This window comes from Thiomonas delicata (genome assembly GCF_900088825.1).
Taxonomy (GTDB): Bacteria; Pseudomonadota; Gammaproteobacteria; order Burkholderiales; family Burkholderiaceae_C; genus Thiomonas_A; species Thiomonas_A delicata.
In genome coordinates this window covers 179,004-202,742 of sequence record NZ_LT592170.1, presented here as the reverse complement: position 1 = coordinate 202,742, position 23,739 = coordinate 179,004, and the positions used below count along the sequence as shown (strand labels likewise).

General features: G+C 60.9%; 25 protein-coding genes and 1 pseudogene. 10 read left to right on the top strand and 16 right to left on the bottom strand.

Going from position 1 to position 23,739, the window contains the following annotated elements:
* Window positions 1-4: 4 nt before the first annotated feature.
* Window positions 5-1,291, top strand: a complete 1,287-nt coding sequence (locus tag THIARS_RS01140) for an arsenic transporter (RefSeq protein WP_094159108.1) — start codon at window positions 5-7, stop codon at window positions 1,289-1,291.
* A 120-nt stretch (window positions 1,292-1,411) separates the two neighbouring features.
* Here THIARS_RS01140 and THIARS_RS01135 read toward each other — a convergent pair whose 3' ends face one another.
* Both THIARS_RS01135 and THIARS_RS01130 read right to left on the bottom strand, forming a co-directional pair.
* The gene (locus THIARS_RS01135; RefSeq protein ID WP_245845420.1) at window positions 1,412-1,750 is read right to left on the bottom strand and encodes a thioredoxin family protein; all 339 of its coding nucleotides are present in this window, start codon (window positions 1,748-1,750) and stop codon (window positions 1,412-1,414) included.
* Between the two features lie 53 nt (window positions 1,751-1,803).
* Entirely contained in the window at window positions 1,804-2,367 is a 564-nt protein-coding gene (locus THIARS_RS01130; protein ID WP_031406958.1) for an SRPBCC family protein, read from the bottom strand.
* 660 nt (window positions 2,368-3,027) lie between these two features.
* Between THIARS_RS01130 and THIARS_RS18155 the strand changes: the two genes are divergently transcribed.
* The 5 genes and pseudogenes from THIARS_RS18155 (at window position 3,028) to THIARS_RS19205 (ending at window position 5,499) form a co-directional block, all read left to right on the top strand.
* Window positions 3,028-3,240, top strand: coding sequence for a hypothetical protein (locus THIARS_RS18155; protein ID WP_141202306.1), 213 nt, complete (start codon window positions 3,028-3,030; stop codon window positions 3,238-3,240).
* A gap of 40 nt (window positions 3,241-3,280) precedes the next feature.
* Window positions 3,281-3,847: a c-type cytochrome gene (locus THIARS_RS01125; protein WP_158540851.1), complete on the top strand. Its 567-nt coding sequence runs from the start codon at window positions 3,281-3,283 to the stop codon at window positions 3,845-3,847.
* On the top strand, window positions 3,834-4,205 hold the full coding sequence (locus THIARS_RS19215) for a plasmid mobilization protein (RefSeq protein ID WP_371412895.1): 372 nt from the start codon (window positions 3,834-3,836) through the stop codon (window positions 4,203-4,205). The genes THIARS_RS01125 and THIARS_RS19215 overlap by 14 nt, the downstream gene beginning before the upstream one ends.
* A gap of 28 nt (window positions 4,206-4,233) precedes the next feature.
* Window positions 4,234-5,040, top strand: a pseudogene (locus THIARS_RS19210) (methyl-accepting chemotaxis protein); the annotation flags it as partial.
* Between the two features lie 48 nt (window positions 5,041-5,088).
* Window positions 5,089-5,499 (top strand): CZB domain-containing protein, encoded by a 411-nt coding sequence (locus THIARS_RS19205; RefSeq protein WP_369792827.1) that lies wholly within the window; start codon window positions 5,089-5,091, stop codon window positions 5,497-5,499.
* 324 nt (window positions 5,500-5,823) lie between these two features.
* Here the strand turns inward: THIARS_RS19205 and THIARS_RS01110 are convergent, their stop codons facing one another.
* The 14 genes from THIARS_RS01110 to THIARS_RS01040 form a co-directional block, all read right to left on the bottom strand.
* Window positions 5,824-6,624 carry an oxygen-binding di-iron domain-containing protein gene (locus tag THIARS_RS01110; protein ID WP_031406949.1) on the bottom strand — a complete coding sequence of 267 codons (801 nt, stop codon included), beginning with the start codon at window positions 6,622-6,624 and terminating at the stop codon, window positions 5,824-5,826.
* A 475-nt stretch (window positions 6,625-7,099) separates the two neighbouring features.
* Window positions 7,100-7,651, bottom strand: a complete 552-nt coding sequence (locus tag THIARS_RS01105; RefSeq protein WP_051849132.1) for a molybdenum cofactor biosynthesis protein MoaE — start codon at window positions 7,649-7,651, stop codon at window positions 7,100-7,102.
* A gap of 4 nt (window positions 7,652-7,655) precedes the next feature.
* Window positions 7,656-7,913, bottom strand: a complete 258-nt coding sequence (gene moaD, locus THIARS_RS01100; RefSeq protein WP_031406945.1) for a molybdopterin converting factor subunit 1 — start codon at window positions 7,911-7,913, stop codon at window positions 7,656-7,658.
* A 22-nt stretch (window positions 7,914-7,935) separates the two neighbouring features.
* Complete coding sequence (locus tag THIARS_RS01095) at window positions 7,936-8,694, bottom strand: Crp/Fnr family transcriptional regulator (protein WP_186436528.1); 759 nt, start codon at window positions 8,692-8,694, stop codon at window positions 7,936-7,938.
* A 134-nt stretch (window positions 8,695-8,828) separates the two neighbouring features.
* Complete coding sequence (locus THIARS_RS01090) at window positions 8,829-9,323, bottom strand: Rrf2 family transcriptional regulator (protein ID WP_031406941.1); 495 nt, start codon at window positions 9,321-9,323, stop codon at window positions 8,829-8,831.
* Window positions 9,324-9,459: 136 nt separating this feature from the next.
* Window positions 9,460-10,755, bottom strand: coding sequence for a molybdopterin molybdotransferase MoeA (moeA, locus tag THIARS_RS01085; protein ID WP_031406939.1), 1,296 nt, complete (start codon window positions 10,753-10,755; stop codon window positions 9,460-9,462).
* A 4-nt stretch (window positions 10,756-10,759) separates the two neighbouring features.
* Window positions 10,760-11,896, bottom strand: coding sequence for a GTP 3',8-cyclase MoaA (gene moaA, locus THIARS_RS01080; protein ID WP_094159107.1), 1,137 nt, complete (start codon window positions 11,894-11,896; stop codon window positions 10,760-10,762).
* Between the two features lie 41 nt (window positions 11,897-11,937).
* Window positions 11,938-12,279: an ArsR/SmtB family transcription factor gene (locus THIARS_RS01075; protein ID WP_031406935.1), complete on the bottom strand. Its 342-nt coding sequence runs from the start codon at window positions 12,277-12,279 to the stop codon at window positions 11,938-11,940.
* Window positions 12,276-12,572: a hypothetical protein gene (locus THIARS_RS01070; protein WP_013107011.1), complete on the bottom strand. Its 297-nt coding sequence runs from the start codon at window positions 12,570-12,572 to the stop codon at window positions 12,276-12,278. The genes THIARS_RS01075 and THIARS_RS01070 overlap by 4 nt, the downstream gene beginning before the upstream one ends.
* Before the next feature lie 28 nt (window positions 12,573-12,600).
* Complete coding sequence (locus tag THIARS_RS19160; RefSeq protein WP_342747710.1) at window positions 12,601-13,806, bottom strand: nitroreductase family protein; 1,206 nt, start codon at window positions 13,804-13,806, stop codon at window positions 12,601-12,603.
* A gap of 37 nt (window positions 13,807-13,843) precedes the next feature.
* Window positions 13,844-14,200: an ArsR/SmtB family transcription factor gene (locus THIARS_RS01055; RefSeq protein ID WP_013107014.1), complete on the bottom strand. Its 357-nt coding sequence runs from the start codon at window positions 14,198-14,200 to the stop codon at window positions 13,844-13,846.
* 114 nt (window positions 14,201-14,314) lie between these two features.
* Window positions 14,315-14,626, bottom strand: coding sequence for a c-type cytochrome (locus THIARS_RS01050; RefSeq protein WP_013107015.1), 312 nt, complete (start codon window positions 14,624-14,626; stop codon window positions 14,315-14,317).
* A gap of 146 nt (window positions 14,627-14,772) precedes the next feature.
* Entirely contained in the window at window positions 14,773-17,298 is a 2,526-nt protein-coding gene (locus tag THIARS_RS01045) for an arsenate reductase (azurin) large subunit (RefSeq protein WP_094159106.1), read from the bottom strand.
* Window positions 17,299-17,325: 27 nt separating this feature from the next.
* Window positions 17,326-17,865 carry an arsenate reductase (azurin) small subunit gene (locus THIARS_RS01040; RefSeq protein WP_031406922.1) on the bottom strand — a complete coding sequence of 180 codons (540 nt, stop codon included), beginning with the start codon at window positions 17,863-17,865 and terminating at the stop codon, window positions 17,326-17,328.
* A 381-nt stretch (window positions 17,866-18,246) separates the two neighbouring features.
* Between THIARS_RS01040 and petA the strand changes: the two genes are divergently transcribed.
* The 4 genes from petA to THIARS_RS01020 all read left to right on the top strand — a co-directional run bounded on the left by petA (window position 18,247) and on the right by THIARS_RS01020 (window position 23,732).
* Window positions 18,247-18,831 (top strand): ubiquinol-cytochrome c reductase iron-sulfur subunit, encoded by a 585-nt coding sequence (petA, locus tag THIARS_RS01035; RefSeq protein ID WP_031406920.1) that lies wholly within the window; start codon window positions 18,247-18,249, stop codon window positions 18,829-18,831.
* Between the two features lie 269 nt (window positions 18,832-19,100).
* Complete coding sequence (locus tag THIARS_RS01030) at window positions 19,101-19,949, top strand: heteromeric transposase endonuclease subunit TnsA (protein WP_051849130.1); 849 nt, start codon at window positions 19,101-19,103, stop codon at window positions 19,947-19,949.
* Window positions 19,949-22,123: a Mu transposase C-terminal domain-containing protein gene (locus THIARS_RS01025; protein ID WP_031406916.1), complete on the top strand. Its 2,175-nt coding sequence runs from the start codon at window positions 19,949-19,951 to the stop codon at window positions 22,121-22,123. The genes THIARS_RS01030 and THIARS_RS01025 overlap by 1 nt, the downstream gene beginning before the upstream one ends.
* Entirely contained in the window at window positions 22,107-23,732 is a 1,626-nt protein-coding gene (locus tag THIARS_RS01020) for an ATP-binding protein (protein ID WP_222423015.1), read from the top strand. The genes THIARS_RS01025 and THIARS_RS01020 overlap by 17 nt, the downstream gene beginning before the upstream one ends.
* The last annotated feature ends 7 nt before the right edge of the window (window positions 23,733-23,739 follow it).

Genomic DNA, 23,739 nt, shown 5'->3' with positions numbered 1-23,739 from the left:
GCCGATGCTGATCGCACTGCTGATCTTCATCGCCACGCTCGTCTTGGTGATCTGGCAACCGCGCGGGCTGGGCATCGGCTGGAGCGCGACTTTCGGCGCCATTGCCGCCCTTCTGACCGGCGTGATTCATCTCGCCGATATTCCGGCGGTTTGGCACATCGTTTGGAACGCCACCATTACTTTCGTCGCCACCATCATCATCAGCCTGTTGCTCGATGAAGCCGGCTTTTTCGAGTGGGCGGCGCTGCGTGTGGCACGTTGGGGGCGCGGCAACGGGCGCGGACTCTTCGCCTTCCTGGTCCTGCTGGGCGCAGCCGTGGCGGCCTTGTTCGCCAATGACGGCGCAGCGCTGATTCTGACGCCGATCGTGATGGCGATGCTGCTGGCGCTCGGGTTCAGTCCGGCGGCAACACTGGCTTTCGTCATGGCCGCCGGCTTCATCGCCGATACATCCAGCCTGCCGTTGATGGTGTCCAACCTGGTCAATATCGTCTCGGCCAATTTCTTCAACATCGGCTTCAACGCATACGCCGCGATCATGGTCCCGGTGGATATCGCCGCGATCGCCGCCAGCTTGGTCGTGCTGCTGCTCTATTTCCGGCCCAGCATCCCCGCCCAATACGACATGGCGCAGCTCAAACAGCCGCATGAGGCCATTCACGATCCGGCCACGTTCCGCATCGGGTGGGTGGTGCTGGCGCTCCTGCTGCTCGGGTACTTTGGTCTTGAACCGCTAGGTGTGCCGGTCAGCGCCGTCGCGGTCTTCGGTGCGCTGCTGCTCCTCGGCGTGGCTGCGCGCGGCCATGTCATCAGCACCCGGAAGGTGTTGCGCGAAGCACCCTGGCAGATCGTCATTTTCTCGCTGGGGATGTATCTGGTGGTGTATGGCCTGCGCAACGCCGGAATCACTGGGTATCTGGCGGACCTGCTGAATGTTTTCGCCAACTATGGTGTCTGGGGCGCGGCGTTTGGCACGGGCGTGCTGACGGCATTCCTCTCCTCGGTGATGAACAACATGCCAACGGTCCTTGTGGGTGCGCTCTCCGTTGCGACGACGAACGCCACTGGCACGGTGCGCGAGGCCATGATCTATGCCAATGTCATCGGCTGTGATCTGGGGCCGAAGTTCACGCCCATCGGCAGTCTGGCCACCTTGCTCTGGCTGCACGTGCTCGCGCGCAAGGGCATGACCATCGGTTGGGGGTACTACTTCAAGGTGGGTGTCCTGCTGACCGTGCCCGTCCTGCTGATCACGCTGACCGCGCTCGCACTGCGTCTGAGTCTGGCTTGAAGCGTTCATCGCACGTGCCAGGATACGAAGCGGGTCCATGGCAACATGCGTTGCACAGCCAGACCCGTTCTCATCATCGATCGGCGATGCCGAGAACAGTGACATTGCCACGCGCGAAACCTATTCCGCGAAAGCTCGAAGATCGGGCAGCTCGGGTTGCGTTTGTGCCAGCTTGGCCGCCACTGCCGCTGCCTCATCCGCGGACAGGCGGACGAATTCCTCGACCAGACGCATCCACACTCCAATCTGCGGTGGCAGCGGGCCTCCATGCAGCAGCCAAGGGCCCCGCTGCACGATGAGGGTGGGAAAGTTCTCCACCTCGTAGTCGCCCAGCACGGCATGCGCATCCTCCACATCCACCCACAGCATCCTGGCTCGTGGGATGCGCTGCGCCAATGCCCGGAAATTGGCCTGCCACAGGTTGCACGCGACGCACCACTGCGCACACAGGCAGGCCACGATCAAGGGTCCAGAGGTTGGCTCGCGGTCTGCGGCGGATATCGCCTGCGCGTTCACGACTGCATGACGCCCCAGTAGAGGATGAACACGGCCACCAGCGTGGAAATGGCCCAGGCCCAGGGCGGCATCATGAACCACAGGCGCTCGACCATGCTGCCCGGGGTCTGGCCGGCCGCCTCGCCGCGCACATTGCGCTCGAAGCGGTTGAAGAACTCCTCGATCAAGCCCTTGACGGCCTGATCCACCGCACTCTGTCCCATCTGCGCGATGGCGCCGCCCACCTCGGCGCTGGCCTGATAGTTCATCCGCGTCCCGCCGTCGCTGGGCTGCAGCGCGATGAGCGCGCGGCCGATGCCGAAACCGGCATTGCCGCCATTGCCTTCGAAGCGCAGCACATAGCTGTGCGGCGGGTTCACGTCCTCGAGCGTCAGCGTACTGGAGAAACGCGTCTTGTAGCCGGCGATATCGAGCACCTGCACGACTTCGAACTGCCCCTCGCCAGTCTGCGTCACCCACTCGCAACCTGGAATGCACGCCTTCAGCATCCGGGTCGCGTTGAGCGCCTCCCAGGTTTGCGCAGGAGTCAGGGGAATGTGGCGTTTGCCTTGGACGTCCATGGGTGATGTCTCGACATGATTGACGGGGAAGCGGGATCGATTGTTCGGAGGGATCTGACCAACTATGGCAAACGACCGACGCGTTTCCATTTTCCACGCTAAGTATTTTCAAATGCAGCGATCTTGATTCAAGTCAAGAATATGTGTTCGGCACGATCAGCCCGGCTGGAAAATCCCATCGTTTGTCCGGGCAAACTCCATGATGCATCGTTCCGATACTTGTCTGAGTAAACGAGTCCGTCGCAGGCGCACGGGTACGACGTGGTTTTTGCGCTCTTGAAGCCACCCAGGCTTGGGGTGTTGCACTTCAGATTTGAGGCCGCCCCCTTTCCCATGCGTTTGTGACGCAGCAAGATCAACCGTGTATGTTGCCCCAATATCAGCCACGGCTTATGCAGACTTTCCCTAATAGCTGGAGTCGGTGTGGCCCAATAAAGTCTTGCACGAGGATGCATGAGGGCAAGCCATGAATCCTCAACGACGTATGGGGTGGGTTGCCACAGGCGCGCCAGGTTGCGTGGCCCAGAGCGCTTCCTTGCGTCGAGTCCATGGAATCTTCGGCAAAGGCCAGGGCGAAGGCGGGACCACCACGGGCTCAATTCGCCGGTTTATCCCAGGGGCAGGGAAAACCTTTTTGAAACTTGTTCAAGGAGATTTATTTTGAAAAAACATCATCTTTATGGAATGATCAGTCTTCTCGTCGGGTTTGCCATCTTTTTAGGTGCGACTCTGAGTTGGTCTGGGGGATGGATGCACGGAATGACCCACAATCTTCCATTCCTGGCACTTGGTTTTTCATTATTCATCGCGGCATTTGCATTTTTCACAGCCACTCCGAAAATGTCGCCCAAAACATCCAGCGCACAAAATTGAGATCACGGCAAAACCGTCTGCAAACCCAATGAGTCCATCATTGCGCGATGTCTTCAGGATGAGAGTTTGTTTTTCGTCTTCGTTTGCTGTGGCTGCCGTTTCCCTGCTCGCTCTGATGCAGGCATCTGCGGCAGGGGAACCGGCGACCCAAGTCCCCTCCAAGTCGGCGAGTACAGCGTCGGTCACGATTCATGTCAACGCGAGCGAAAAGGTCCTTGCGCGCGGCGCGGCTTTGTACAAACAGGTGTGTAGCGCCTGCCACGGCCCCGTGGCGTCGGATCGGCCATGGGTCGATTCGAAATTGACGTCTTTGCAACAGGCCATCCAATTTGCCCAGCACTCCGGCGCTCCCAAGCTTGGGGACGCATGGAGTTGGCAACCGCATCTCGCCAAGGGTATCGATGTTCTTGATGAGCACGCCATCCACGGCTACTCCGGCAGTGCGGGCGTGATGCCGCCACGCGGCGGATCCCATGCCAGCGACGCCGATGTGAAGGCTGCCGTGGACTTCATGCTTGCGTCGTTGGCTCCGCCACAAAATCGACCCTCCAAGAATCTGACGGGCAAGCCAGAGGACAGGTACAAGAACAATCGTGTCTCGAGGTGATGTGCGGCGACCACGCCGATTTACGATCCAACTGGAAGCCTCCGATCACCAGAGACTGATCAATCTCGCCTCGTCTCACAGCCTGACCGTCAGCGAGTACATCCGGCATGCCTCTCTAGGCTGCGAGATCGACACCTTGCCCCTGATTGAAGCCGTCAGCGAACTCAGACAGCAGGCAGACATGTTGAGAGGCCTACATGCCAACTCAGGGGGCTGTCACCATGATGTGTGGATGAGGTTTCTGGCGAGTCTGGACAGACTGCGCGATCTTGCGCGTGCGACCGCTGCGGCCACCGGACACCGAGAGACGGCGGGGTGGGTGGGCCGATCGACGGCCGAGAATATCGTCCCCGATTGATTCGACCACTGCCCCCGAAATCTTTGTCATGGATCACACCACACGCCATTTTCTCGAACAAGCCTTGCAGAGCCTGGAAACGCTGGATCTTCTGGCCGATGCCGAAGGGGACTTTCCCATTTTCTATGCCAATCCCACGGCGCAAAGCACATTCGAGCGTTTCGCCGACATGTTCAAACCCGCACTCGGTGGGATTGAACCGCGTCAGGTCATCGGCGCCCCTTTGTGGCCGATCTGCGGCAGGGGAGATGAGATGCGCATGGCCTTGCGGGACGTGGCCAGCGGAACTCGTGACGCTCTTCGCCAGCAAGTGGAAATCGGGACTTTCCTGTTTTCCGTCGTGATTGCGGTCGTTCGCGACCCGCAGAGCCAAGTCTGCTGCCTGCATGCCAGTTTGCGCAATATCTCTGCCCGACGTGAAGCCGTGCAGCTCAACGAGCGACTCAAGGCAACCTTGGGAGCGCTCTCCCGTGCCGAGTCGGAAGTTGGTGAGTCGATGCAAGCGGTCGACCAAGCCATCCGCAAGGTGGATGCGGTGATGATGGACAACGAGCGCTCGGTCACCGAGCTGAACGACCAGATGAAGTCCATCGCTCTTTTGGTTCACGATATTCGCAAAATTTCCTATCAGACCAATCTGCTGGCATTGAACGCCGCTATCGAGGCAGCACGCGCCGGCGAGGCCGGACGCGGCTTTGCAGTGGTGGCTGATGAGGTTCGCAACCTCGCGCGCCAGGTGCAGGATGCCACCGTCCGCATTGAAACCAACACCGAAACCATGGCCGGGCAGGTACACCGCATCGGAAGCGCCAGCAGCCAGTCCAGGAAGGAGCTGGCGGCCGTTGATGTCATCGTGTCCAAGTTGCAGGGTCAGGTCCGAGACATGCAAAGGCTCGCCACGCAAATGCTGCTCAAGGCTGCGGAGGATGATCACAAAAACTTCGTTGTCAAGATTCTGGCCGAAGCCGATCGGAGCCCGTCCACCATGCCAACAGAGGACGTGTCCAATCATCACCAGTGTGCGTTTGGTCAATGGTATGACGCGCAAGGCAAGGCGACGTTCGGAGATCTCGCGGCCTTCCGCGCAATCGAGCCCATCCATGCCCAGCTCCATACCGTAGCGCGCCAGATCTTGCAATCGGCCCAAAGCAATCACCGCGCCGAGGTGATCCGATTGTCGACCACGCTGTTGGACGCTCAAGCAGACGTTCTGGAAAAGCTCCATATCCTGGGCAGCGACATTGGTCGTCAAACGACGACCCATTCCAAGCAGATTGCTGGTGAACATGCCTGAGGAATGACCCGCTCAGCAATGAGCCCAATGAAGCTCAAGACTGGATCAGTCGGATCCTTGAGTGGGTCCTCGACCTCCATCGACTGCCTCAAAACCCACCTGTTCAACCAACAGCCGTGTCAGTTCCTTGCTCGCGGCATCCTGCCCCTCCCCCATGTACGCGTGCATGCCAGAACGCCAGTTTGCTGTCCTGCAGATCCCGCGACGATGAAATGGCTCAGAGGGGCTGTTAGCGAGGTCGATGGTGCAATGACCTCCCGTGATAGGCCAACGCGTCGAGGAATGTGTGCACCCAAGTTCGACGTCTTCGCTCTCTGATTTTGCCTATGAACCCAGACGAATCAAGGGGCTCAATTCCAGTTTAGGAATCTGGTAGTGAGCGGCACTCATCAGGTCGATGCCGCAAGCCAGTTCGTCCAGCCAGTCCAGCAACTGGACGATCGCGGCTCCCTTCATCGGCGCGCCGTGCTGCGGCACGATCATGCCGATGTCGAGTTCGCGCACCATACGCACCCACAGCTTCAGAATCTTGTTGCTCACCATATAGCGGCGGTGGAAGGCTTCCATGCCCGGCGGCATGGGGGTCAGACTTTCCAGGAAGTGCGAAGCTTTCTCCCCGCTGACGAGCGATACGCCCAGGTCGCCCGAGAATAGGATCTTGCTCACCGGATCGTAGAACTGGAAATTGCCTTCGGCATGCATGAAATGCGCTGGCAGCAGCCAGAGTTCGGTACGACCGAAGCGCAGCCGTCCGCCCTCGTCGGGAACGGCGATGACGCGGTCGTCCGTCTTGCCGAGCTTGCAGAAATGCGGCGCGAAGCGCGCCCACAGCCTGGAGATGACCAGCTTGGCCTGGGTCGAGGTCATCCAGCGGTCCAGCGAGGCGATGATGTCGGGGTCGGCGTGCGAGGCCAGGATGTAGTCGAGCTTGTGCGGCGCGATGGTCTTGCGCATGGCCAGGCTCAGCTCGTTGTACGTCATGTTGCCGCCGGGGTCGAGAATGACGCCCTCACCATGGTCGACGATCAGGAACTGGTTGGCCTGCACCGCCTCGGCCTCTTCGGGCACGAGGTCGGTGAACATCACGCAGGCGTGGTTCGGATCTTTGTAGAGTTCGATGGACATGGATCACCGCGAGTGGAGAACGGGAGGCTGCGCGTCCTTCATCATTGGAATGGCAAGGCGGGCGAATGGGTGCATTTCATTTTCGGCTTGCAACACGGCCGCTGGAAGCATGCCGGGTACGGAGCCAGCGCATCAGGCCATGCGCCCATCGGGCCCACCGGTGACGCCCTCCCGAATGGTCGGGATCAACGGCTTCCGGGTGGTCGGGCGACCAAGTGCTGCGCCGAAGAGCGCGATCCAATGTTTCGTCGATATCGCTGCGCTTCTTCCTGCACATCACACGCCCCCCGGTGTTTCGACGTTCCAAGCTGCCGGGCCATCATCGCTCGGCTGGTTTCTCGGCCCAATCGACAATCGGGTCGATCCCGTAGCTTGGCGAGACGGATCGAGTCGAAGAATGCTCAGGGCCGATCGCATCGGAAACCGGTCAAACATCTTTCACGACGCTTCAGGACAAGATCGAGGGCCATTTGCGTCACTCATGTCGTGATCCAGGCGCTGCGCCCTGCTCGATATTTTGCGCATTGGCACGGTGACCTGTCGATGCATTCCGCGCGTCGATCCCCCAGCGTTGCAGTGCCGTGTCATCGCTTTCGCGGGCATCGACCCAAGCCGGGCCCAGCGTTGTGGTTTCCTTTTTCCAGAACGGGGCTTGCGTTTTGACATAGTCCATCAAGAATTCCCCGGCGCAAAATGCCGCAGCGCGATGCACGCTGGCCACCAGCACGAGGACGATCGGGTCCCCAGGCAACAAACGGCCGACGCGATGGATCACGGTGACGCCGAGCAAGGACCAGCGGCTTTGCGCCTCGGCCACCATCGCCGCGATGGATTGCTCGGTCATTCCCGGATAGTGCTCGAGTTCCATCGCCTGCACGTCGGCCGACGCTGCACCCTGTTCCGGATGACTGTCGCGGCACACGCCCTCGAAGCAGACCACCGCGCCGATGTCGCGTCGGGTCTCGCGCAATGCGCGCAGCTCAGCGCCGGCATCGAAGACTTCAGACTGGATGCGAAGGGTGTTCACGGCCTCACCCCCCGGTGACCGGCGGGAAAAATGCCACTTCGCATCCGGCCTGCAGCTCGGTCTGAGTATCCCCCATCGTCTGGTTGCAGGCCATGCGCAAGGGCCGCGCGGAATCCAGCGCCTCTGCGTGGCGCTCACTGCGTGTCATCAGCCAGGCGCGCATCTCACCCAGGGTGCGAATCTGCTCCGGCAGTTCATGGTCTTCCCGGCCCGTGCCGAGGCACTCGCGCACATGGGCAAAGTATCGAACCGTGATGTTCATGGGAACCTCCAGGATAAGGAAATCAAGGCAGATGCCGGTTCTGCACGGGTGCATGATCCATGCCGACAAATTGACCGCCGGACCGGCGGTGAGGAACGGTGGGCAGGGATGATGCCTGCGTGGCCGGAGTAGAGCCCGCTTCAGCTTGCGGCCTCTTGGCGCCAGACGCAATACCCGCGCGGCGCTGCCGGGCCGAAAGCGGCTTTCGGACCTGCACATAGGCATCCAGCGCATCGCGTTCGATGGCGTAGCGGCCGTGCCCCAGCCGCACAAGCCAACCGCGCTGCCTGAGTTGAGACAAGGCTCTGCTGGCCGACTCCATCGCCACGCCGAGCAGGGCAGCCAGATCGTCCAGCTTGGGCAGCAACAGCGTCTCGCTCCACGGCGGATCCGTCAGCGCCAAGATCAATTGCGCCATCCGGGGCACAACGGGGCGCTGCCCCCCGTAGAGGCAGGACCAGTCGTCCGCCTGCTGCAGGGCGCGATGCCAACGCTCCATCATGTCCAGACCCCCATCGCACCGCCCTGCGTCCTTGTCCTGGAGCCGTGTGATGGGGATGCGGCAGACCCGCACGGTTTTGACGGACGAAGCCCGATGCAGAAAGGGCTGGGTGACCAGACTCTCCAGTCCGATCACGTCCCCGCGTTTGGCGACCCGGGAGATCCGGCGCTGGCCGTCGGGTTCGATGCAAGCCAGCGTGACGAGATCGGTGCGGATCACGTAAACATGGTCGCCGCGCTTCCCAGGCTCGTAGAGTACTTGCCGTGGGCCGTATTGCACGTCGTCAATATTCTCGGCAACAGCGTTCAGCTCCTCCAGGGGCCAATGCTTGAAGATGCACTGTGCGCGTATTGCGCATTGGTGGCATTGGGCGCAACCCTTGCGTACGCCCTCACTCTCGTGCTGTCGGCTCATCACGTTCGCGCTCCGGGTTGGCTTGCGACAAAGCGGCGATGCCTTGGCACAGCCTGCAGCGCATGGGAACGCGTCTTCCCGCAACATGGCGCACCCCGAGCAAGATCCTGCAGCGTGATCGCTTGTAAAAACTCCAGGCTGCAGCGATTCAAGGCCGTCTCGAGTGCCCGCAAGGCGGTGGCCTCCAGGCTGGCCCGGTTCCGCGCTCCGATCAGCCGGCCATGGGCGGCCTCACCAGGCCCTTGTTGGCTCGCCAGGACGATATCCGCCGCGGTGATCCAACGTGGCGCGCGTGCCAGCCCATAACAATCATCAGGGGCGGACTTGCAGCGCAGCAGTCCTGCGTCCATCAAGCGCTCGAACAAGGTTTTCAGGGTGGACGGGGCCATCTGCAGCGCCGCTCCGAGATCCCGCACGCTGGTGGACCCACTGCGCGCCCTGGCCAGAGCCAACATCACCTCGAGTGCAAGCTGTTCCTGGTGGGTCGGTTTCATCCGTCGCCTCCGCATGTTTGCCCCAGGACACGCTCGACGCGCGATCTTGTCCGCGGGAAACCCTCTTGTCTCGCCCACAGCCAAACGGACACCGATTCCACGAGACGCTGGCCGCGACGCGTTTGCAAGATTCGCATCACACCAGCCCTTCGAACGGCAGGAAATCGACCATCTTCCCGGCGTCGATGCCACCCTGGTCGTGGGGCAGCACCAGCAGGCCGTGTGCCGCGCTCATCGAGCGTAGGATGCCAGAGCCCTGATCGCCAGTGGTGCGTGCTCCCCAGCCGCCGTCCGCTTGGGCCTCGAGCACGGCGCGTTGGTATTCGGTGCGGCCCGGGCGCTTGCGGATCGCATGCAGTGCGCGCACCGGCAGCAGTGGCTGCGGCTTGGGGCTAGCGCCCATCATGCGCAGCAGCGCCTCGCGCACGAAGGCGTAAAAGGTCACCATGACCGCCACCGGGTTGCCCGGCAGGCCGAACAGCACCGCTGTGTGCACCCCGCTGGCGATGCGGCCGAAAGCCATTGGACGTCCCGGGCGCATCGCGATGCGCCAGAAGGCTACGTCGCCGAGTTTGGCCATGACGGCGCGCAAATGGTCGGCTTCGCCTACCGACACACCGCCGGAGGTGATGACGGCGTCGGCGTTTTCGCAAACCTGGCGCAGCGCGGCTTCGAGCAGCGCGGGATCGTCGCGCACCACGCCGAGGTCGAGCACGTCGCAGCCCAGGCGCGTGAGCATGGCCCAGAGGGTGTAGCGATTGCTGTCGTACACGCTGCCTTGCGCGGGTGGCTCGCCCAGGCTGCGCAGTTCATCCCCAGTGGACATGAAGGCCACGCGCAGCTTGCGCCACACCATTACTTCAGGTAAGCCGAGCGATGCAACCAGCCCGATATCGGCCGGGCGCAGCAGCTTGCCCACAGCCAGTGCGGGTTGACCGGCGCGCAGGTCTTCACCACGCTGGCGGGCGTTGTCGCCTGGCTTGAGCACGCCTGCAGGGATGTGCACGACGTCGCCTTCCAAGCGCACGAATTCCTGCGGCACGACGGTGTCGCAGCCTTCGGGCATGACGGCGCCGGTCATGATGCGCACGCAGGCGCCGCTCGGCACGGCGCCGGTGTAGGCATGGCCGGCCAAACCTTTGCCGACAACTGTGGGCGCCGCCGCGCCGCCGGCCGCCAGATCGGCGCCGCGCAGCGCGTAGCCGTCCATGCCGGCGTTGTCGTGCGAGGGCACGTCGAACGGAGCGATGACGTCTGCGGCGAGCACGCGCCCGAGCGCGGCGCGAATATCGACGCGCTCGGCGGTGCGCACGGAGCGTACAAAACAGGCGATGATGTCCTGCACCTGATCGACGCGCAGGGCGTCGGGGTCGTAGCTGCCGACGCAACAGACGACGGCGGCGAGATCAGGAAACGTCAGGCTTGCGGACATGCGCTCACCCTCCGATGGCAAACATCTCGGGCTTGCGCACGGCCTGCAGCAAGCCTGCGCCATCAAACCCGCGCAACTCGGAATAGCGATCGTCACGCCGGCTCCAGACTTGGGCGAGGGCGGCCTGCAAGTCGGCGTCGCTCGCCTGTTGTATGCCCTGCTGCGCGTCGCCGCGCAGCAGGGCGCGCAGGTCGTGGCCGTGGCTGGCGAAGAGGCAAAGGTAGAGCTTGCCTTCCATCGACAAGCGGGCGCGGTTGCAGTCGTGGCAAAAGGCCTGGGTGACGCTGGAGATGGCGCCAATTTCAAGGCTGCCGTCGTCCAGCAGCCAGCGCTCGGCGGTTTCGCCCAGCACGGTGGGGTCGAGCGCGTGCAGCGGGTGGCGCTGGGCAATGCGCGCCAGCAACTCGGCCGAGGGCAGCACCTGATCCATGCGCCAGCCGTTGGTGTTGCCCACGTCCATGAATTCGATGAAGCGCAGCACGACGCCGCTGCCGCGGAAATGCTCGATCATGGGCAGAATCTGGTCGTCGTTCACACCGCGCTGCACCACCATGTTCACCTTCACCGGATGCAGTCCGGCGGCCTGCGCCGCGGCGATGCCTTCCAGCACGGTTTGCACCGGAAAGTCCATATCGTTCATGCGGCGGAAGACGGCGTCGTCAATGGCGTCCAGGCTCACGGTCACGCGGTGCAAACCGGCCCGCGCCAGTGCTTCGGCCTTGCGCGCGAGGATGGAGGCGTTGGTGGTCATGGTCAGTTCCACCGGCTCGCCGTCCGGCGTGCGGATGGCGGCGAGCATGGCCACCAGGTCCTCCACGCCCTTGCGCAGCAGCGGCTCACCGCCGGTGATGCGCAGCTTGCGCACGCCCAAGCCGACGAACACGCGCGCCAGGCGCTCGATTTCCTCGAAGCGCAGCAGATCGGCGTGGCGCAGGAATTCGTAATGCGCGTCGAACACCTCTTTGGGCATGCAATAGGTGCAGCGGAAATTGCAGCGATCGGTGATGGAGATGCGCAGATCGTGCAGCGGCCGGCCCAACTTGTCGGCCAGCAGCGCACCGGGCGCGAGGGAGTGCGCGGGAACGGCCGGCACGCTGGAGGCGTAGCGGTGATCGACGATGGGAATGGTTCGCTCGGACATACAGGGGCTGAGGGCGGGATGGATGCAGCGCGTGCGGCATCTCAGTTGACGATGCAGACTGCTGCGCACAAGGCGTCGGCCAGTGTGCTGCTCAGGCGGTACGTGACCTGTCGCCCGCTACGCTCGCGGCGCACGATGCCGGCCTGTCTGAGCAGGCGCAGATGGCCCGAGATATTGGGTTGGGAACTGTCGATGCAGTCAACCAGTCCATGCACGGTCTGGTCGCCGTGGCGCAACTGGCAGACGATCTGCAACCGCGTCGGGCAGGCGAGTGCGGCGAAGAGTTCGGCGGCCTCCTGGAACACCGCCTCCAGTGCGTCACCTTCTTGGGCCTGGTCGGTCGTCGCGAGGGTGTTGGCAAAAATCTGCGGGGCGTGCGTCACTCGAGCAATCCATGCTGGTAGTGCGGGGCGAAACCCTCATGCCAGGCTTCGCCGAGCTCGGAACTGAAGTAGTCCACAAGGCGATAGCTCATCGGTGTGGGCTCGTCCATGAGTGCCCGATAGACGGCAACGCCGTCCTCGGGATGCAAATCACGGTGCGCGCGCGCTGCCGCTTCGACATAGCCTTGGGAGCCGATGGCCAGCATCATGCTGCGCTGCTCCGGCTCGCCGCGGTGAAAACTCTGGGCGAAATACACGACTTGGTGGGTGGTTTTTCGGGGCGATGTCTGCATCGAAATCTCCGTGCGTCGACTGAAAGTTTCACAACGTCTCGACGAAATCGACAGGCGACGGGCGCACCCGGCTGGTCTTGGCTTTGGCCACCGTGCCGACAGCGATGAAGCAAACCGCTTGTTCGTTGTCGGCAAGCCTGAACAAGTCGCGCAAGGCTCTCGACTCCATCGCCTGCCCGCTGACCAGCCCGGCGCCGAAGCCATGGGCGTGCGCCAGCAGCAGCATGTTTTGCAGTGCACAGCCGAGCGAGACCAGGCGCTCGCGCGGCGGGATCTCGGGGCTGGCATCGTCGTGCGGGCGGGCGATGGCCAGCGCCAGGAAGGGCGCGCGCGCAGCCTTGGCCCGTGCCTCGGAGCGTTGCTGCGCGGTGGCGTCGGGGTCGCGTTCGAGCAGGGCTTGCACGAACGCCTCGCCGAGCCGCTGGCGCCCGGCGTCCGAGACATGCACGAAGCGCCAGGGCAGGATCAAACCGTGGTCGGGCGCCTGTGCAGCGGCGGTGAAGAGTTCGCGAACCTGCCCGGCATCTGGGCCGGGTTCGCCCAGCCGCTTGGGTGAGGTCTGCTGGCGTTTGCGCACGAGCTCGCAAATGAGTTCGGCGTAGTCGATCGGTTCCGCGAGAGTCATGGCGTTGGACATAGGAAAGTCAAAATATGCCGAGGGCAGCTCGATCGAGTTGGTCCCCGGTTCGGCCGGCGTCGGCACCTGGCCCCAGGTGCCGACGTGGCCGTGCAGCACCGCATTGACCAGCATCTGCTCGGCACCGGGTTTGCCCGCGTATTTCTCGGCCACGGCCTCGTACGCGGGGCCGACGACCTTGTGATCGGCGGTATGGCAGGTCAGGCAGTTCTTCCGCCGGGCCAGGGTCAGCATGGCCGAAGCGCTGGTGCCGCCCACAGGTGCGTGGGCGGTGGCCGGTGTCTTGGCCTGGGCGTTCGGTGTCGGCGCTGCCGCGGAGAGCGAGGCGGCGTTCCACTTTTCGGCCATTCGAGGGCCGGATGCGACCACGAGTTGTGCCACTGGTGCAATGCGCCGAACGATGGCGCGGGTGGACATCGGCGACGAATCCGGGTTTGGTCCCACTGTGTTGGACAGGTAGGAAGCGATCAGAAGCAGGACGATCACGGGCAGCGCGAAGCTCGCCGGGATGATCAGGAGCAGCTTGCGCAGGGTCGCCCCGAACGGCAGTTCGTGCGTGGGTGTGGGTTTGGAGCGCGAGGCTGGTGGGGTATGCATGGCGGTGAGGTCTGATCAAGTGCTGTTGCACGCGCCCTCAATGGCCTGGGCAAACGATCTTGCACAGATCGGCCACGAAGGTGTTGCGGATGCGGTACGTCACCGACTGACCGCTCCTCGACCGATCCACAATGCCGATCTGGTGCAGTTGGCGCAAATGCAGGGACGTGTTGGGCTGGCTGCTGCCGATCCGGTTGGCAATCTGCTGCACGTTCATGTCCTGCTCGCGCAGGTGGCAGACGATGCTCAATCGCATCGGGGATGACAGCGCGGCGAACAGTTCGGCGGCCGCCTCGAAGACGGCGGCGACGTCGTCCTCGTCCGTGCTACGGAGCTTGCCGGTGGCTCGTGCGCGACGGTCAGCGCCACTGGAAAAAGGAAGTTCGTGGTGCATGGTTTCCGGGGGTGGAATGAAGGGAACTCCCTGCGAGGTTGCGGGCTTGGATCATGCCAGCCGGAGGCGCCATGGGGTGACGCCACCGGCCGTTCCGTTTTCTGTCCTGCTGCTTTATTTCAGGCTCAGGATCCATGCCACCAATTGCTTGGCCTGCGCCGGGGTGACATCGGTGTTGGCCGGCATCGGCACCTGACCCCAGGTGCCGACATGGCCGTGCAGCACGGCGTTGACCAGCATCTGTTCGGCACCGGGCTTGCCCGCGTATTTTTCGGCCACGGCCTTGTAGGCGGGGCCGACGATCTTGGCGTCCACTGCATGGCAGGCCAGGCAGTTCTTCTGCTTGGCCAGAGCCAGCATGTCAGGGGCGGCCCAGGCCTGGGCTGCGAACAGGGCCAGAGATGTGCACAAAAAGAACTTTTTCATCGTGATTCTCGGTTGATGGGTTGACATGGAATGCACCTCCTCCCGCATTCAAAAAAAGGGCCCCAGCGTAGGAGCCCAAGGAACTGCCGCCCGAGGAGGACAGCGGTTCTCCCGAGGCCGCCGTGGCCTGGGAGAATTGGAACGATTCAAACCCCGTACATGCGGCTCTTGGTCGAGACGGTGCGTTGCCAGTCCGGCATCGAGCCGACGCGGCGAATGTCGGCCCAGGTTCCCTTGTGATATTCGAGGAAATGCACATCTGTGGCGGTGGTCACCACGGAACCCACGACACCTTTGGGAGCGCCGAAGACGACGAAGGACTGGTTGGGCTTGATGGTCGGCTCCGGGTAGGCCATGGCCATCGTGGTGCCGTAGTCGTTGTAGATTTCGACCACATCGGTCGGCTTGACGCCGAGGGTCGCCATATCCGCAGGATTCATCTGGATCACCGCCATCGGGTAACGGTCCATGATGAAGGGGTCGTATTGGTTGTTGTACCAAGACTGCCAGACTTCGTTGAACCGGCCGTTGTTGATCCAGAATTTGTACTTGGCCTTGACCTCGGCTGCCTGTTTGAGCCAACCATCCCACTTCGCTGGAAAGACCTGGATCTTGCCATTGGGCGTGTCGAACTTGTCGTCGGGATAAAGCGTCGGCGAACCCAGCAGCTTGTCTCCATCAACCTGCTTGATCGGCATCTGCACGCCGTTGTTGCCAGCTTTGCGCAGCAGTGCATACGTGGCCATGTAGCCCGTGGCGTAACCCTCGCTGTCGATTTTGGGCGCGCCCGGTCGACCGACCTGGCGGAATCCATCATTGAAGGCATCTTCTGGGGTTGTCCACTCGAACCCTTCGAAGCGCTTGGCCATCTTGGCATTGCCTTCGGCCTCGTACATCACGCGAATGGTGTTGGCGATGCGCGCGGCGATCAGGCAGTCGGGAAGCGCCTCGCCGGGCGGGTCGATGAATTTCTCGGAGAGGCGCAGGCGGCGCTCACCGTTCATCGAGGTGTGGTTCATTTCTCCCGGCAGAGCGCCCGGAAACATCACATGGGCCGCCTCGGCAATCATGGTGGGATAGATATCCATCATCCCGACAAACAACCCGCCCTTTTGCGTCGCCTTGTAGATCACGTCCACCATCTCCTTGGGCGTGGCGCCACGTGCCTGGCCCATGGCCTGTTTGACGATCTGACTGCGGCGAATGACGGCTTCGCGCAGAGCCTGGGCATTGTTGGTAGTCTGGAAGGTGTTGCACGCCCAGAACGTCATCATCTTGCCCTTGCCATTGATGAGGTAAGTATCAACCTCGATCAATTTGTCATGGCGCGGAATGGGAAAGTCGGCGGCCGGATAGCGGGACTTGGGTTCCGGATATGGGGGCCGTGTGTAACCTTCCTGGTGACCGCCCATGCGCACCCAGCCTGTCCCACGTCGGCTGCCCACATTGTGCGTGGCCACGACAACGGCACCGATGGCTTGTTCAGTGACGTAGTTGTTGTTGCCCCAGATGATGCCTTTCTCGAAGGCATGCATGGTGCGTGGCTGCTTACCCGGAGCCTTGGGTTTGTAGCTCCACTCTGCAGCCTGCTTGATCTGCGCCACCGGAACGCCGGTGATGCGACTGCATTCGTCCAGCGACATGGCGTTGGCCTTGACAGCCGCCTCGAAACCTTCCGTGTGGTTGGCAATGAAGTCCTTATTGATCCAGCCTTGATCGACGATGTAGGTCAGCAGGCCATTGAACAGGGCGCCATCGCTGCCGGGATTGATCGCCAAGTGCAGAACTTGATCCTTGGCCAGATCCTCACAAATCGAAATCGACGGATTGCGACGCGGGTCGACGAAGATGAATTTGCCAGGACCGACCGGTTCGCCAGGGAACATTTTCTTCTTCTTGTCCACCGTGCCGCCCTGCAGATTGGGCAGCCAGTGCACGAGGAAGTAGTTCGTCTGGTTTTCGTAAGGATTGTTGCCGATGGACCAGATGACGTCCGCCAATTCGGCATCCTCGTAGCTGTTGTTCAGCTCGAAAATGCCCATGTCACGGTTGCCGAAGCATTCGGAGTTGTACGCCGGACGGTTGTGGATGCGCACCGTCGGGGTCTGAATACCGGTGAAGATCAGCTTGCCGGTGCCCCACGTGTTCTCGAAACCTCCGCCGGCCCCCCCGTGGTCAAACATGGCCACAGCGATCTCGTCCGGACCATCTTCGTCCAGAATTTTTTTGACCATGCCGCCATAAACTTGGGAGGCGTAGTCCCAGGAGGTGTCCATCCACTGGTCACCATAGTAGACACGGGGATGAAGCAGACGCTCTTTGGCGAGGCCATCGGCGTTGTAGAAGTAGGAAGCCATTTTGCCCCCCCGGGTCGAGCTCAGCCCCTGGTTGACGACGCAGGCCTTGTCCGGCACGATCATGACGGCTTTACGCTTGCCGTTCTTGTCGGTCAGCACATTGGTCATCGCCGGGGTCATGATGGTGGCGAAGGGCGGAAGTTGCTTGCGAAAATCAAGCCCCAGCGCGTTCTGGTGGGGCGCTCGCCCGCCCTCGCGGTCGGCATCCCAGGTGTAGGCGTGGTAGCCACAGCCCACGATGCAGAAATGGCAGGTCAAATTGGTTTTTTGCGCATCTGCCGGCGGCAGCGCGACACGATCCTTGAATTGCGACATGGTGTTCGTCTCCTGACGGTGATGGGCTTACAGCACGTTGGCCTGGCGGCCGTAGATCAGGCCGGTGACGGCCACGGCGCGAACACTGTCGGAGGCCGGGTCGTACTCGAGTTGGATTTGCGGCAGATCTTCGGTCGCCTGGCCGCAGATCATCTGACCCGACTTCTCGGGATCGAACATGCTGTAGTGACAGGGGCACTTGAAGCGCTGCGTGGCCGGGTCGTACATCAAGGGGCAGCCCATGTGGGTGCAAAGATTGCTGTACGCCACGATGTCCCCGTCGGGGCCAACGCCGCCTGCGACACGCTGCCCCATCTTGATGGCCACGCAAGGCGAGTCGCCATCCGGATAGCTGAACGACACGGGTGTGTTGGCCTGCATGCTTTGGGCCTTGCCGACGGAAATCTTGGGATACGGCAGTACTGCGGCGCCGGCTGCAGTCTGGATAGCGGCTTGGTTATTCCCCGCCGCCACGGCGGAGCCAACCGGGCTGACGGCCGCTCCGACCCCTGCTACGCTGGTGCCGGCAACTTTCAGGAAAATCCGGCGCGATACTTTTTCAGTCATGATGCCTCCTCGGGTGAGTTAAAGCTCGTTAAAGCTCGCTAACAGTTGAAGAGTCGCTTTTTACATCCGAACAAGAGCCATAGATATAGTGAAAACACGCATCCCATCAGTGGCAAGTTTATCACGGACCGCCGAGTACTCCATTTACGTTACGTTATCGTAACGTTGGATTTTGTCGCGTTACGATAACGTAACATTCGAACGTCAAAATCTCGCGCAAAGAACGACCTGTTCGTTTCCTCGATTCGAGTCAATGATATTCGGCAATACCCTAATCGCTGGAACCGAGCGGAGCTTTCCCGATCCATGTTGGTGGTAGGTCGCGTGGCTTTCACGTGAGCGCCTATCGAACTCATCGCAAACAGGGAAAGCGACATCAACATGGATCCACAACGACGCTTCTGGCTGCTCGCCACGGGCGCGACCGGCTGCATCGGCTGTGCGGCCACGGCAGTCCCGTTCATCGAATCGATGGACCCTTCGGCAGCGGCTCGGGCAGAAGGTGGCCCGATCAAAGTCGATTTCACCGGCCTAGAGCCCGGGCAGCGCAAAACAGTTTTGTGGCGCGGCCAGCCGATCGGAATCCTTCATCGCACGCCTGCGATGCTGGCTTCCTTGAATGTCACACAGTCCAGGGTCGTCGACCCTCTTTCCCAGAGCACGCAATACCCGACGCCAGAATGGGCGCGCAACCAGTGGCGCTCCACCAAACCAGAATATTTCATCTGGACCGATATCTGTACACACCTTGGATGTTCGCCCACAGATCGACTCAATCCGGGACCACAGCCAGGCTTGCCATCAGATTGGGTTGGGGGTTTTCTGTGCCCGTGTCATGGCTCGACTTATGATCTGGCAGCCAGAGTTTTCAAGAATATGCCAGCACCAGGTAATATGGCTATTCCTGATTATCATTTTGTGCGGCCCACTGAAATCATCCTTGGCGTTCCGCCGCATGGTTCGTAGGACCGTGCCGGTGCTGCGGATGATCAAGCACGCGGGTGATCAAGCCATCATCGAGGGCGCCCCTTTTCTTGGGCATCGGTAGCCAATTGACCGGAGATCAGCGCAATCGCCTCGCCTCAACTTGCTGTCCCAGGCTCACCTTCTCTTGGTTCGAGTCCCGGATTTGTCCGCCAGATTTTGGGATGGTCGATCTTCTGGAGGCGCCAGCGACGCAAGCATGAAGCCCAGCCGGGCTTAATTTGTCAAATTGCTTCTAACAGGACTTCCAGGTGGCCAAGCGCAGGTACGGTTTCGATGAGGACAAAATCGCTCGATTCCTGAAGGAAGGGCGTGGGCAAGGGCGTGGAAAGGATTACCGACCTTGGCTCAACGTCCAAGATGTGTCTTCACGGGGTCGATCTTCTCGGATTCACAGCCGCAAGACGGGTCGCGAACATCATCTGCTGTCGGATATGGAGACAGCGTTGTTCCTGTTGCTTGACTGGTCAGATGCGGTCACCGACATTCGTGAGCAGTTTCCACTGGATCGGGACGAGACACGACGCATTGCTGCCGACATGGGAGTTCGGCACCCAATCGATACACAAAGTCGCACCGACATCGTGATGACAACCGACTTCATGATTAACCTGGGGGCAGGTAACACGAGTGCGCTCGTCGCTCGGTCCGTCAAACCAGCGTCTGAGCTCGATGAGGACCGTACGCTTGAGAAGCAAGAAATCGAACGCCGCTATTGGCAAATCAAAGGGGTCGACTGGGGCTTGGTGACCGATCTCGATCTGCCTGCCCAACGTATCAAGAATCTTCGTTGGTTGCATGAGATGCAGTCATTGCAACTGATGACGGCACCGCAACCCAGCTACTGGGATGAGCGATGCGGGAACTTCTTGGCCTGTTTGCCTCAGGCGACCGGCATGTCCATCAAGCAATTCTTCCGGCTTCTGGAAAGCACGCAAGGCTTCGCCATCGGCGAAGCGCTGACCGTCTTACGGCATCTTGCTGCCAACAAACGAATCACCATCGATCTCAATACCAAGTTCGACATGCAAATGCAAGTGGATTCGCTTGAAGTCGTAGTTCCAAATACTGCGGCGCAACAAACCAGGAAGAGTGCCTGATGCTGTTGCGAAATGATCTGCTCGAATACGGCGAGCCGCATGCTCGCACGATACGTTTGTTGTGGTTACATCCGACACAGCCTGTCGGGTTCGTGATCGACACCAAAGCGCACGATGCCACGCCGGAACTGGTGCAGTTGCAGGCCCTGCAATCCGATTTGCAAGCAGGTTGTTCAAGGTTGCTGACTGCTGACCCCTATCTGGCCATTGTGGAGGAAGCATCCCTGCCTGAGCAGCGCAAAATCAAGCGAGACCGTGCGTGGCAAATCGTTGCCGATTTGATTTGTGACGAGCCCGAGATCTATTACCCCGGGCACCGAGCACAAAAAGTCGCCGGGTGCGTCGCCGCCGGACTGGCAACGCGAGCCACCATCTACCTTTATCTACGGCGCTATTGGCAGCGCGGTCAGACGCCAAATGCATTGCTTCCCGACTACGCAAACTCAGGTGGCAAGGGAAAGGCGCGTTCAGCCAGCAGCTCGGACATCAAGCGCGGCCGTCCCCGCAAGCTCGGTGAGTTACCGGGTCTCAATGTCGACGATGGCATCCGCAAGATCTTCCGCGTCGCCGTGGCACGCTACTACACCACACAGACCAAGTTCACGCTGCGTGGTGCGTACGACCAGATGATCAAGGATTTCTTCTGCGAGCGCACGATTGATCCTGGCACTGGCCGCGTTACCCATGCCCCAAATGGCGCCGCCTCGGCCAGCGGTTTCCCAAGCTTTGGCCAGTTCAATTACTGGCTGGAGCAGGATCACGACCGACTGGACATCAAGCGTGAGCGGTTGCGACCACGAATCTATGACAAGGACCTACGCGGGCTCATTGGCACATCGACAGCGGAGGTCTGGGGTCCGGGTGCGCGTTATCAGATCGACGCGACAATCGCCGACGTGTATCTGGTTTCGCGCATCGACAGAAGCAAGATCATTGGCCGTCCAGTGCTCTACGTCGTGATCGATGTATTCAGTCGAATGATTGTCGGCATCTATGTCGGTCTTGAGGGCCCGTCATGGGTTGGAGCCATGATGGCCCTGGCCAATACGGCCTGCGACAAGCAGTCCTTCTGCAAGCGAAGCGGCCACGAGATTGATTCTGAGACCTGGCCCTGCCACCACCTGCCAGCCACGCTGCTGGGTGACCGGGGTGAAATCGAAGGCCGCATGATCGAGACGTTAATCAACAACTTCAATGTCACGGTTGAAAGTGCTGCGGCATACCGTGCGGACTGGAAAGGCATTGTTGAGCAACGATTCCGCCTGATCCCTGCCAAGTTCAAGCCGTATGTGCCTGGCTATATCGATGTGGATTACCGCGCCCGTGGTGGCAAAGACTATCGGCTTGATGCCGTACTTGATCTTGATCAGTTCACCCGGATCGTGATCGCGTGTGTTCTGTACTACAACAATCATCATGAACTGAAGAGATACGACAAGGACCGTGACCTCGCAGCCGACAACATTGCAGCGGTGCCCATCGATCTATGGAACTGGGGCATCGCCAACCGCAGTGGCAGCCTACGCCAATACCCGGAGAATCTGGTTCGTTTCAGCCTGCTGCCGGTCGAAGAGGCCACAGTCACGCTCAACGGCATCCGCCTGCGAGGCATCTTCTACACATGCCAGAAAGCTCTGGAGGAAAGGTGGTTCGACAAGGCGCGACAGCGTGGCAACTGGAAGGTGAAAATCTCCTGCGATCCACGCAACCTCGATGAAATCTACCTGCACGATCCCGAGGCGCCGATGCAATTCCAAGTCTGCCAACTAACCGAGCGCAGCCGGGCACATCAACAAATATCAGTATGGGAACTCGGGCAACTGCAAGAGGCAGAGAAGCAGATTTCGGCGAAACGACAACCACGCCAGCAACTGGCCGCGGCCGACTTGGCTGCCAGCATCGAAGGGATCGTGTCCGATGCCGTGAAGTTGAAGGGTGAACCCAGCACCGAGAGTGCGGCCAAACGCACCAAGAACATCCGCGCCAACCGCGCCGTTGAGAAGTTGGTCAATCGAAGCGCCGAGACTTTCCGCTTTCAGGCTGAACCATCGAGTCAGAACGCCAGCAAGAGTGCTGACATCATTCAGTTTCCAAACGCTGTGCCTGATGATTACAGCGAGCCGGACATCACCGAAATTCTGGGTAGCACTCAACGCCATGATGACAAGCCCTGAAACGCCGACATCTTCGTTGCCCGAGTACGAAGGCAATCCCTTTATCGCACGCCTGCCGCCATTGGGGTCGCAGCGGCAGTTGCTTGACGCCCTCGCGGCGAGGCCGGAATTTCATGTGCGGGAGAGAGGCTACGCAGCCAGTCTGCGCAAGCACTGCATCATGCGGTTGGGGCGGTACTTCGAGCCATTGGAACGCCAGATCCAGTTGGCCGATCGCTTCGGCATGCTGCTACGCCAAGGCTATGTTGGTCGCAACCCACTCACCCACGACTACATCCGGCATTTGCAAAGCGGTGCCGAGCGGATCGAGGCGAAGTCACTGACCATCCCGACTCGTCAGCCGGTGGAGAACACTGCCACCAGCTTCGCGCTGGTCGGCTGCTCCGGCATCGGCAAGTCCAAGGCTATCGAGAAAGTCCTGCACCAGTACCCGCAATGCTTCCAGCACACAGCCCCCTTTAGTCTGGTGCAAATCACATGGCTGAAACTGGACTGCCCACACCAGGGGTCTCCCAAGCAGCTCTGTATCAACTTCTTCTCGGCGGTCGATCGATTAGTTGGTACCAACTACTTCAACTGGTACGGCAGCCGTCGTGCCAGCGTGGACGAGATGATGGTGCATATGGCGCACGTCGCCAACCTCCACGCCTTGGGCGTGCTGGTCATCGACGAAATTCAACATCTGAACAAGACCAAGATCGGTCCCGATGCATTGCTGAATTTTCTTGTCACGCTCGTAAACACCATCGGCGTTCCGGTGATCTTGATTGGCACGCTCAGTGCGATCCCGCTGTTACAGGAGAACTTCCGTCAGGCCCGGCGTGCCAGTGGACTGGGCTCACTGGTCTGGGATCGCATGCCCAAGGGCAAGGCTTGGGACTACTTCATTGACCAGCTCTGGCAGTATCAATGGACATGTGAGCCGACGGAGATAAACCCTGAGATCCGTGAGGCTCTCTATGACGAGAGCCAGGGCATCATGGACATCGTCGTCAAGCTTTTCATGCTGGCGCAGTTGCGTGTGATCGGCATTGGTGAGGTTCGGCGCGGGCCAGAAAGATTGACTGTCGAATTACTTCGCAAGGTCGCCCGAGAAGACTTCCAGGTGGTTCGACCGATGCTGGATGCGCTTCGCTCGAATGACAAAAAAGCATTACTGAAATACGACGACTTACTGCCCCTGCACGCTCATGTGGATCAAGTGTTGGCTTCGGCGCTCAAGACACAGTTGCCTGACGTGGTGCTATCGCCTGCTGTCGTAGAGCCCGCGAGCGTACTAATGCAAGATGACGGCATTGACACGACTCGTGCGGCCCTGAGATCACTCGGCGTCGCCGACGATGTGGTGGACGTGTTGATCAATGAAGCGAGCGGCCTGAATCCATCAGCCGATCCGCTTTTGCTGATGGCAGCGATCACGGAGCGGTTGGCGAAGCGCCTGGTGCAGGTGCGCAAGCCCCAGGCGCGCAAGCCACCAAAGGCCTCGGCAACGCCCGCACAGGACTTGCGTCACATCGTGACGCTTGGCAAGCAGGCCGGTCAGTCCGGCTATGAAGCGCTGCTGGCCGCTGGTTTTGTGAAACCGCCATTGCTTGATCTTGCGGCGTGACGGTGGC